The organism is Sphingobacterium multivorum, assembly GCF_039511225.1.
Taxonomy (GTDB): domain Bacteria; phylum Bacteroidota; class Bacteroidia; order Sphingobacteriales; family Sphingobacteriaceae; genus Sphingobacterium.
Genome location: NZ_CP154261.1, coordinates 4,030,317 through 4,040,864 on the forward strand (window position 1 = coordinate 4,030,317; position 10,548 = coordinate 4,040,864).

Genomic DNA, 10,548 nt, shown 5'->3' on the forward strand with positions numbered 1-10,548 from the left:
CTTCATTCAGCTCAAAAATAATTTTCAGATGTTAACTTTTGATAAAGGATATATTACGTTATACAACAAGAAAGAAAAACTTAAAACACTGTTAACGAATCTTATTCCGTCGCTATTTTATTTCTCACAAATTTCTTAATTTTCAGGGAGCTAATACGAACTTTATAGGGACCTCATTCGGACTTCATTCGGATGAAAGCGAATAAAGACCGAATAAGTTCCGTAGAAATAACGATTATAAAACGGAATAAAATCAAATTTGACCACTAGTTTTTACCCAAATAAATATAGACAAATCAAAACCCCGTAAAAGACCAGCTGTGAAGTAAGAGTCGTATTAGACCAACTGTAAAGTAAAAGCCGTGTTAAACCTTTTGTAAACCTTTTTCAAGAATGGACATTGCTATCTGCAAAAAACCAAGCAGACGATTCAAGGGAATTTTGATCCGCCATTTACAGCAAAAACAGGACGATTTACCGATTCAAACCTACAGTCCACCGAAAAGCACAAACTTTTTAAATTTAAACTCGTTACTTTAGACAAAAATAAATTTAACACCGAATTAATTATGCCTAAATCCTCCTCATTAAACTGTTCCCTGACGAACTATGCTCCCTTACAGCGGATTACACTTCGTACGCTACCTTTTCTCGTCGCTATGTATTGCCTACTCTTCGCGCAACATGCAAAAGCTCAATCTTTAGACTGGTCTACAAAAGATATTATATTTAAAAGTGAGGGTATTAAGTTAACAGGAACCATACTTCAGCCTCGCCGTGCCCATGCGGCCATTGTCCTTATCCATGGTTCTGGACAAGAGAAAAGGATGATGGAGTTTGCCTCATATTTGGCTCAAAACGGTATTGCTGTATTTACTTATGACAAGCGCGGAGTTGGTAAATCTGAGGGAACCTACGCTGGCCCTGAGGTCGGTACAAATAATATCGACTCTGCCAACCTCCACCTGCTGGCCAAAGATGCACAAGCAGCGGTAAAAGCATTCCATCAGCAACTCGGGAAGGCGAACATTCCAATGGGACTACTTGGATTCAGCCAAGCGGGATGGATCATTCCCTTAGCGACTAACCAAAATCCTTTGATCGACTTTTTTGTCTTGTACAGTGGAGCAGTTATCCCTGCCCGTGAGCAGCTGCGCTTCCAGTTCTTTACGAATGGAAAAAAAGATTTTTGGGATAAACATACGGAAGCCGATGCCCGACAACATGTGGCGAATGATCCGGATCGCTATCAATTTACAAATACCGATCCCATGACACCACTTAAAACGATAACAACTCCAGGGCTCTGGCTTTTTGGATCCAAAGATATCCAAATACCTGTAGGTTTATCCATTGAACGTCTCAATGCACTTAAAGCACAAGGAAAGCCTTTCGAATATTGCCTATTTCCTTTATTAGATCACAATACAAGCCTTTCGGCATCTAGTGAACCTAGCACTATTGCATTGAACTGGATCAAAAGTAGAAGTAAAAAAAAGGCACAAAGAACCTCTTGATAAGGTTTCATGAACATAAGATTAAGCATTAAAAAAGGCCTAAATAAAAAACTTAGGCCTTTCTTCAATCAATTCAAATGTTTAACTCGCTGGATTAATGCAAATCCGCACGAAGCACTTTATTTTTGTTCAATGCTCTATTGGAATAGATGATATACAAGGTGCCGATGATGGTTGGCGTAATCCAAACCAGCGTTGAACCAAGCTGAATCCCGGCAACTAAAAAGGCAGTCACCGACGCAATCAATGCGCCTACCATACGACCCAAATGACTGACCAGCCAACCATTTTTCTTTTCTTTGAAACTTTTAAACAGCTGAAAATCCCGAATACTCATAAATGCACCAAAACCACCAAAAAAGACATATAAAGCAGAATTTGCCACCTGCTGTACCAATCCAATTAAACCAAGACACAACATACCAACCGATGCAAGCAGCATCGTAGCCGAAATAAGTTTGTCTTTCCAATCGGCCTGTTGTTTAATCTTACTGCGTAAAGTCAACGCGCGATTACCCGCCAGAATGAGATAGATGGTAAAGATACCGATCAAAAATAAAAATGTGTTTTCGTGGCCCGGCATTCTCGCAATAACGAGTGAAATTAAAGAACTAATCACCATCGCATAGGAAAATATGATCCCCGTCTTCTTATGCCCTGCTCCTCCCTTTTTTACAGCCACACTGATCAGGCCGGTAATCAATCCTATTCCACCAAAAAATGCGTGAAAGTAGATCAATGTCTTAATTGTTTCTTCCATAGTTCTTCTTTAATAATTGTTTATAGCTAATAATGGTATTGAAGCAAAAAGGCGAATGGTTATGCCTGGTTTAAAATAGATAGACAGGAAACAGCGCTATGATGCCGTTTGCGACAATAGCCCAAATGTAAAAAATATCCTTTTAATTATCTAAATGTTTAAATAAAAATCACTCTTTTTCCTCACGGACGAGAAAATCATAAGAGTACCAGAATTTCAGGTCCCCATAGGAATTAAGGTTTCCTAGGCTATAGCTAATGGGATAATCAAAGCTATTCTGTTGCAGTTCAAGTTCATTTTTATAATCAATGACAAGTTTTTTAATAGCGTCCAAACCTGTTGCGCGTCTAATAAAACTAGTTTGACGTCCACCACGCAAATAAACCAGCACATCGGAACGATTTAACACCGTTTCGTCGGTTTTCGTCAGAAATTGATTGTACAGCAATTTTTCCAATACGTTTTTAAGATCACCACGTGGAAAATCACTTTCTCCCATCATAATCGAGTGGGTACCATAGTTGACTGACGAAACATAGTAGGGATTATATCCTATTTTTTTAAACTTCCCTAGTGCATCCTTACTAAAAGCCTGTTCATAGTCTTTCAGATCCGCATAGAGACTAAATGTAATATGTTCTCGACGCAATAACAGGCTATTAGTTCTTTTTATCGTGGTAGAATCATGGTGACGGACCAATTTGAGTACACTATCTACGTCAGGGCTATTATTAAGATGGTAGCGTATCGCTCTATAATCGAAAAATGCCCCTACAGACGATTGCCTCAAAACAGCCGGTTCCCCCTTGCTTTTCTTAGCGAAAGCTCGCACAGCATCAAATCCAGGAATGATACGGATTGGAGCTAAAGTTGGCTGTGTAGAAGAAATTGTGCTCTTGAAAGGTTTATAATTGCGAAGGGAAGTTAGTTTTAGTTGCGGCGTAGTATCTTTTAATCCCCAAACTGTCCCCAAATAGAAGTTTTTATCTGTAGTGCCATCCACGTAGATCTGGCTAACCGAAAACCCGACGGAACGCCCTACAAATTGATACCTTTTAGCCATTGTTCCATCACCGATCTCCCTAGCGTCAAAATCACTATCTTCTTTGTCACAACTGGACAAAAAACAAATGCTTAATAACAACAGGAAAAGATATTTCATAATTTAAAAAATTAATCGTCAGCTCTGGTGCAGCACTTCGATCTCATCTACCCGTCGGACAATGGCCTTTAGATTCTTCTCAAAGATAGACAAAATTCCTAATCCAATATACATAAAAATAAGAATAACAACACGATACAAAGCTAAAGGAACATAATTAACGATCCATTCCGAAGAAATCAACCCGATGATCAAAACCATAATCGGTATTGTTAAACCAAGATAATTGCGATAAACGCAGTATTTGTTCCCTCGAGGCCGATGCCGCAATAGGTATACTGGAATATAAAAAACTAGTGTACCAATCATCCCTAATTTTAATCCCGTCCAAAAAGCATCTGCATCGAGCGGCACAAAATAATAGAACAATGTGAAGTACAGGATATAAATTGCACTATGCCAATGCTTGACGAACTGTAAAAAATCAGCAGGAAATTTATTGATCTGTTTTCTTTGCAGATTCAATTCATAACTAGCTGCAATGCTTCCAAACCCCGCCTCTCCAAAACCGGCATAAGCGAGATCAATGGCTCGATTGAAATACATGCCGGCATCTGAAGACATCAGTTCCTCTACCTTACAGGCGAAGTGATCCAAAATTTCAATTTGAACATCAACATAATGATATCCTTTAGAACGGATAAAATCCATCAGAATACCTAACTCCGCTTTGGTCAATTTCTTTTCTGTCATGATACAATTGGTTTCGTGTTCAAAATAACCTGCAACTTCTCCACAAAGGTCAACGCATCTTTCATTTTACTTATCTGCGCTTTTTTTCCTTTCACTGTCAGGGAGTAATACTTTCTTGCTCTTCCATCGACAACTTCTATTGCTGTATCCAGGAGCCCTTCCGCTTCTAGCTTATGTAGTGCAGGATAAAGCGCTCCCTCAGTGAGGATAAACTCCCCATCTGTTAAGAGTTTTACCTGCTGAGTCATTTCATAGCCATACATTCTTTCCGTTCCAGACAATAGCTTCAGAATAATCGTTTGTAAAGTGCCTTTTAATAGCTTCGTATCTTTCATTCGTTCATCTTAAAAAAGTAATTAAATATACCTAATTTTCTTATATATACAAAAACATAAAAAAACTATGATACAGCAGGTTGCATTTTAACTTCCATCATCAGGTTGGGCGTTTGCACGGCCTTTTGACTGCACCGCTTCTACCCTGCTTTTGCCTTGCTTTTGGAATTCACCTAGCAAATCCCTATGAATCGCCCAGTCTTAACCTAGTTCACTAGGTAAACACAAGGTTTCAGCTAAGTGTTTACTAGGAACAAGAGCGAACAAAGGTAATGACAGGAGCGAATAAAGGCATAAGCAGGTCGGGAGCGAAAAAGCCGCTAGAGCTGGGAACTCCAAACGGCTTTGCACTAACAATTATATATAGAATGATATGATTATCCTGCTTTTAATAGATCAACAATAAGACGATCTCTATTTTCATTCAATGAGGGGTAAAACTGATTTAGATCAACCAATATGATTGGCATCCCCCTATTTTCGGGTTTATACAAGACATTATCCACCAAGTCCCGACAGAAAACCAACGATTCATTATCCGTAAACACTTCTCTTGACCTTTTGAGGAAACTATCAAAAAAACGTCTGGGATTATTGATGATTTTAAGATGCTCTTGGTTTGGAAAAACTGTACTGGAGAGATCTAACCCTCGAGAAAATATGACGTCCTTTAATTCTGCATGACCAAAATTTACCAAGGGAGTCTTTAATGGTTTGGCTTTTTTGAGAATAAAAAGATTGGTGGAATATAAATCTTCTGTAAAAGGAATTCCATAAAACCATGAAGAACTGATCTTTCCTTTAAATACCACATGAATCAAATTCGTCCCGTCGAAAGTTGTTTTGTCAAATGTATTGTAAAGGAAGGACGATTTTTCAATTTTTAGATTTCCAATGATGGCTTTCGAAAAATCATTCGCTTCGAATGTACTTTCCATCCAAAGCCCAGATTCCTGAAAAACAACAGACTGAAAGTTACAGTCTACAAAGGTACAGCGGATGAACTTACAATCACGAAACATGGAGTTCATGAAGCTTTTCCCTTTTATCTTGCAATCGATAAAAGAACAGTTTTTTAAGACTTTGTGATTGAATTCAAAACTTTCAATCTCACTTTGCTGGAATATTTTATTAGTCAGTGCCATGCTAAAAATGATTAATAGGCTAAAATTTCATAGTAGTTGCATTTCAAATGGATATTTAACGGCCAAAATCTCCATTTATACAATGATGACAACGGGAAAGACAAAACGTCCTAAAGGAATTTTGACTTTTTTTATTTTTTTTTATCCCAGCCTAAAACAGCCAAGACATAAAACATGTCGTTGCATACTAACGATAGGAATATATTAGCCAGCCATTCTTCAACTGAACAATAAGCGCAAAAAAAGCCGCAAGGACGGGGAGTCCTTTACGGCTTACTACCTATGAAAAACATTTACCTTACGTGTAAGGCACTATCTACTATGACAATTAAAATTAAAATGTCGCACATAAATCTGCAGCACAATAAATTAACAAATTAAGATCGGCTCATTTCTTACTTCAAAAAAGCACCAAGAACTTCAAAAAAGCACCAAGATATGTTTCGGCATTTCTTGGAACCAAATATAAAGTGCTCAGTCAGCGATTCAAGCCACCGTTTACAATTCGCCAAAAATGATTTACGATTCGTTCATTGTATTATTTTAATCGGCCGGTTAATTAGCTCTTTACTGCTAAAAGAAAAAAAAGTATATTGGTATACGCAATTAAAACTGTTTATGAAATTGATAAAAAATATCTTGGTAGTGCTTGTACCGCTTTCCTTATTCAGCGGCATAACCTTTTCCCAAACCAAAGAGGAGCTTAAAAAAAAATATGAAAACAGCAGTATAGATGAAGAGCTCAAGAAGAAAATGGCTACGGAATATGTCTTTCCCGATAGCCTCATCTTACCCCCTTTACACTATACCAATTCCTATTATGTATTGGACTCTGCAGTCAATTATTTCCATTCTATTTCCATTGATGTTATTGTACAGGATGAGATCCCCGACCATTATTCATTTTATATTTCACCTTTTAATATATCCCTAAACAATATGCCTTTATATTGTGGTATTCAATCTTCCGGTGGCGGTATTAGTGTTAAGACGGGTAAAGAAGAGGATATCAAATTTAATGGCATCTTTTCGCGTTGGTTTGAAAGGACAAAAAAAGCCTTAAAAACCAAGGGGTACTATGCCAGTTCGGATGCGGAGGGTGATTTTATCAGTGTCCGGAATGTTGTAGGCTGGCATAAAGGTTCTTATCGCATCACATTAAAAAAAGAAGGCTATATCGCGGGCAAGTCTATCCCAGATACTATTAAGCCTAAAGAAACCTATTTCAGCTGGGGCGATTATGAACATTCCTGGGTCACTATGTATGTCGAAGATTTAAGCACAAAAAAAGTGGTTAATGTAGGATCCCTAGCTTTCCCGGGTAAAAAGATTCAGATGAAAGGGCATATTACATCGTTCTTAGAGCAATACAAGTATTTCATCGATTTTGCCCAAAGGTCGAGGGATCTTGAGGGACTGAATGTCATCCGATACGACAAATTACCTAAAGTAACCATTGTTCAAAAAAATCTACGCATTAATGGTAAATTGGTCAAGCTTGAAAAAGTACCAACCTACCACAACCGTACACACAATCCCGAACAAAGTAAAGTTGCCGGTGAAATCCCTATTCTATCCAAGGATAGTTATAACCCTACGACCGGTGAACTGACACTCGAAACGGGTGTGTTTGTAAAATGGCCAGAGAAAAAAGATGTTAATTAAAGGGAATGCTTTTAATTCAGTCCAAAATTGACAATAAAGGAGTTTTCTTCTTTCGGGATCTTATCGGACTTATTTTTAAAAGGATCTCCGATCGAAGCAGCAGCATATAATGCCTGTGGTCGTCCTTTTTTATCGAATAATATAAACGGACGTTCCAAATGGGCCAGCACTGTTTTGTGTTGTCCGGTTACCTTCAATTCGCGTTGTGATACCAAAGGGTGACGGGCAGCATGCCAGTGCAGGCCATCTGCTGAGGTAATCAGTGCCAAAGCACCAAACTGCGCGACCAATTTACCTGAATGCGCATAGTACTTGACAACTGCATAAAATTGCTTTCGCTGTTTATCATACCATAAAAATGGGTCTTCACAGGCCATGTCCGGCTCCGTGAATACTTGTGAAAGGAGTTTAAATGGCTTATCCGGTCTATCGCTTACCGCGATCCACATCGTCATATTGCCCACGTTGGGTTTTCGCGACTTAAAGATCATATAATATCGTCCGTCGGGTCCTTCTGTCACCGATGGATTTGTCGTCACCTCAAAAGTTTGTATCCCATCTGGCTCAATCAGCGGTTCTTTTACTTCCTGAAAATTACCCAGCGCAAAGTCGCTCAATTTATTAGCGACAAGTACACCGATCTTCTGCGTACAATTGTATTTAAGCCAATGTCCCCAGTCTGAATTGGGATCGACATTTTTGGCTCTAAAGGTCGAATCGAAGGCATTACTCATGTAATAGAGGTAATATTTCTGACCAAATCTGCGTATTTGTGGATTGTGCATGGTATAGCGGTTCCATTTATGTTGATCTCCATTTCCTTTTAAAATGGTCTTCACATAATGGAAAGGCCCAGTTGGCTTGTCGGCGGTTGCATAGGCGATTTCCGAATATTTTAACCAACCACTGAAACCATCAAAAATTCCATTCGCAGGATCATCATCCAATGTCCGTTTGCCATGTGGCCAACGCGCGTAAAACATATGGTATTTACCGTCCTCCCCCTGAATTACACTATTGCACCAGTGATAATATTGGCCGTCGATTAAAACTTGACTGGTATCAATTGTCTGTTGGAGCTTTGCTCCAAGATTAAGATTGTCCTGTGCTTTAGCAATATAACCAGTTCCGGCACATAATACCCGCAATAGCAAGGTTAAAAAGAAAGTTAGTCTTTTCATCACATAATTTCGGCTAAATGCATTGTAGCATCTGTTTTATAACTGAAGGCAAATTAGCAAGACTTTACAACAAACTAGTCATCTCTATTGATTATTTATGAATCAGTATTAACATGATTTCGTCAACAACGTCTAAAAAACTATTAAAGACTTAATTTTACTTATCTTACCTCAGTTTACATCATCAAAACCTTTTGGCCATTTTAGGGACGAAAAGGTTTCGATCGTCTTTATTAGAAAGCGAAAACTATGCAAAAACCAATCGGTAAACCCATAAAACAGCGAACGATAACAGCAAACAAAAATAGGTTCACAAAGATTTTCATAACTGTTCTTTTCGGTACAGGCTCTCTTTCTGGGCTTGTTTACGGACAACAGACCACAAAAATCATTACCAATCCTTTGGCATTGGAATATCGTTTTATGCCCGAAAGTCCCAGTAGACGGGAAGCAGCAGATCCCGTCATCGAGCTTTTCAACGGCCAGTATTATTTATTTGCGTCGAAATCCGGAGGATATTGGCGCTCCTCAGATTTAAAGGATTGGCTGTATATCCCTTGCAAAAGTATTGGCAGCATCGAAGCTTATGCACCTACTGTATTAAATTACAACGGTGCGCTTTACTTTTTGGCTTCCGGTGGCAAACCCCAAATTTATAAAACAACCAATCCTGATCAGGATCAGTGGGAACCCGTACCGACCAAATTTACCATCGGCATGACGGATCCAGCCTTCTTCAAGGACGATACTGGTAAAGTTTATCTGTATTGGGGATGTTCAAACGTTGATCCCATCATGGGAGTGGAAGTAGATCCTAACGATGGTTTCAAACCCATTGGCGTCCCACAAGTATTGATTCAACATCATGAAAAACAATATGGCTGGGAAGTGCAGGGCGAACATAACGAACTGGGAACCCCCGGTTGGAACGAAGGGGCGACAATGATTAAACACAAAGGTGTATACTACCTCCAATACGCATCTCCGGGCACGCAATTCAGAAGTTATGCCGATGGTGTTTACACCGCCGATTCACCCTTGGGACCGTTTCGCTATGAAGCCAATAGCCCTTTTTCTTATAAACCCGGCGGGTTTATTGCAGGCGCAGGTCATGGACATACTTTTCAGGACAAGCTGGGCAACTATTGGCATGTCGCGACCATGAAAATTTCGGCACGGGACTGGTTTGAACGACGTATTGGTCTTTTTCCTGCATTTTTTGACAAGAAAGGCCAGCTTTATGCACAGACAGTGTATACTGATCTCCCCTTTCAGCTCCCCAGTACCAAAGTTGACCTCGAGACAAAAGATCTTTCCCTACCGTACAACCTTTTGTCTCAAAACAAACCCATTCAAGTATCCAGTGAGCTGGATAAATTCCCAAAAATTTACGCCAACGACGAACGGGTAGAAAGCTGGTGGTCGGCAGCTTCGGGCGCTATCGGTGAATATATTCAGATTGACCTTGAAAAAAACATGTCCATCAGTTCCCTACAAGTGAATTTCGCTGATCAAGATTTCCAGCTTAAAGCGCCCCAGTCTTACTGCTATCAATATTTGATCGAATACTCCAGCGATGGCAAAAAATGGTCCTCGCTGATAGATCAAACAAAAAATACAAAAGATCACCCGCATGAATTATTTAGCCTAGATCGCAAAGTCAACGCACGTTATGTCCGCCTGACCAATAAGAAAGATATTCCTGGTAAGTTCTCGCTTTATGATTTTCGAATTTTTGGTCATGGCCTGGGGCAAAAACCCAGAGGAATCAACAGCTTGACAGGACAACGTAATACGGAAGACCGTCGCCAGATCACACTGCATTGGCCAGCATCGCCAAACACCAAAGGTTATATCCTCCGTTGGGGTATTAAATCCGACAAATTATACAATGCAATCGTGGTCTACGAGAACAACTTTGATGGTCGTAGTTTCAACAGCGATCAGGGCTACTATTTTTCGGTGGAAGCTTTTAATGAAAACGGCCATTCGGAACGGAGCAAAAAATTGCTCCATATTGAATAGCATCTAAAACGGCCTATCCCGTTGGATAAACGGAGAAACACAATCCGGGAAATTACATTGGGTGA

General features: G+C 39.4%; 9 protein-coding genes. 3 read left to right on the top strand and 6 right to left on the bottom strand.

Going from position 1 to position 10,548, the window contains the following annotated elements:
• The first annotated feature begins 569 nt into the window (after positions 1–569).
• Positions 570–1,517 (top strand): alpha/beta hydrolase family protein, encoded by a 948-nt coding sequence (locus AAH582_RS17005; protein WP_343318981.1) that lies wholly within the window; start codon positions 570–572, stop codon positions 1,515–1,517.
• 94 nt (positions 1,518–1,611) lie between these two features.
• On the opposite strand, the gene AAH582_RS17010 is transcribed toward AAH582_RS17005, so the two are convergent.
• From AAH582_RS17010 to AAH582_RS17030, 5 genes are all read right to left on the bottom strand, one after another.
• Positions 1,612–2,277 (bottom strand): hypothetical protein, encoded by a 666-nt coding sequence (locus AAH582_RS17010; protein WP_343318984.1) that lies wholly within the window; start codon positions 2,275–2,277, stop codon positions 1,612–1,614.
• A gap of 169 nt (positions 2,278–2,446) precedes the next feature.
• Complete coding sequence (locus AAH582_RS17015; protein WP_343318986.1) at positions 2,447–3,439, bottom strand: hypothetical protein; 993 nt, start codon at positions 3,437–3,439, stop codon at positions 2,447–2,449.
• An 18-nt stretch (positions 3,440–3,457) separates the two neighbouring features.
• Positions 3,458–4,132: a hypothetical protein gene (locus AAH582_RS17020; protein ID WP_343318987.1), complete on the bottom strand. Its 675-nt coding sequence runs from the start codon at positions 4,130–4,132 to the stop codon at positions 3,458–3,460.
• Positions 4,129–4,467, bottom strand: a complete 339-nt coding sequence (locus tag AAH582_RS17025) for a PadR family transcriptional regulator (RefSeq protein ID WP_046675346.1) — start codon at positions 4,465–4,467, stop codon at positions 4,129–4,131. Before AAH582_RS17025 ends, AAH582_RS17020 begins: the two co-directional genes overlap by 4 nt.
• 377 nt (positions 4,468–4,844) lie before the next feature.
• Positions 4,845–5,612: a pentapeptide repeat-containing protein gene (locus AAH582_RS17030; protein ID WP_046675345.1), complete on the bottom strand. Its 768-nt coding sequence runs from the start codon at positions 5,610–5,612 to the stop codon at positions 4,845–4,847.
• 618 nt (positions 5,613–6,230) lie between these two features.
• Here AAH582_RS17030 and AAH582_RS17035 point away from each other — a divergent pair.
• Positions 6,231–7,277, top strand: coding sequence for a hypothetical protein (locus AAH582_RS17035; protein ID WP_343318991.1), 1,047 nt, complete (start codon positions 6,231–6,233; stop codon positions 7,275–7,277).
• A gap of 11 nt (positions 7,278–7,288) precedes the next feature.
• Here the strand turns inward: AAH582_RS17035 and AAH582_RS17040 are convergent, their stop codons facing one another.
• Positions 7,289–8,458: a glycoside hydrolase family protein gene (locus tag AAH582_RS17040; protein ID WP_343318993.1), complete on the bottom strand. Its 1,170-nt coding sequence runs from the start codon at positions 8,456–8,458 to the stop codon at positions 7,289–7,291.
• A gap of 249 nt (positions 8,459–8,707) precedes the next feature.
• On the opposite strand from AAH582_RS17040, the gene AAH582_RS17045 reads away from it, so the two are divergent.
• Positions 8,708–10,483, top strand: a complete 1,776-nt coding sequence (locus tag AAH582_RS17045; protein WP_343318995.1) for a family 43 glycosylhydrolase — start codon at positions 8,708–8,710, stop codon at positions 10,481–10,483.
• The last annotated feature ends 65 nt before the right edge of the window (positions 10,484–10,548 follow it).

Excerpts from the sequence above, each read along its gene's own strand:
- AAH582_RS17005 (WP_343318981.1), top strand. The coding sequence starts at position 570 with ATGCCTAAATCCTCCTCATTAAACTGTTCCCTGACGAACTATGCTCCC.
- AAH582_RS17010 (WP_343318984.1), bottom strand. The coding sequence starts at position 2,277 with ATGGAAGAAACAATTAAGACATTGATCTACTTTCACGCATTTTTTGGT.
- AAH582_RS17015 (WP_343318986.1), bottom strand. The coding sequence starts at position 3,439 with ATGAAATATCTTTTCCTGTTGTTATTAAGCATTTGTTTTTTGTCCAGT.
- AAH582_RS17020 (WP_343318987.1), bottom strand. The coding sequence starts at position 4,132 with ATGACAGAAAAGAAATTGACCAAAGCGGAGTTAGGTATTCTGATGGAT.
- AAH582_RS17025 (WP_046675346.1), bottom strand. The coding sequence starts at position 4,467 with ATGAAAGATACGAAGCTATTAAAAGGCACTTTACAAACGATTATTCTG.
- AAH582_RS17030 (WP_046675345.1), bottom strand. The coding sequence starts at position 5,612 with ATGGCACTGACTAATAAAATATTCCAGCAAAGTGAGATTGAAAGTTTT.
- AAH582_RS17035 (WP_343318991.1), top strand. The coding sequence starts at position 6,231 with ATGAAATTGATAAAAAATATCTTGGTAGTGCTTGTACCGCTTTCCTTA.
- AAH582_RS17040 (WP_343318993.1), bottom strand. The coding sequence starts at position 8,458 with ATGAAAAGACTAACTTTCTTTTTAACCTTGCTATTGCGGGTATTATGT.
- AAH582_RS17045 (WP_343318995.1), top strand. The coding sequence starts at position 8,708 with ATGCAAAAACCAATCGGTAAACCCATAAAACAGCGAACGATAACAGCA.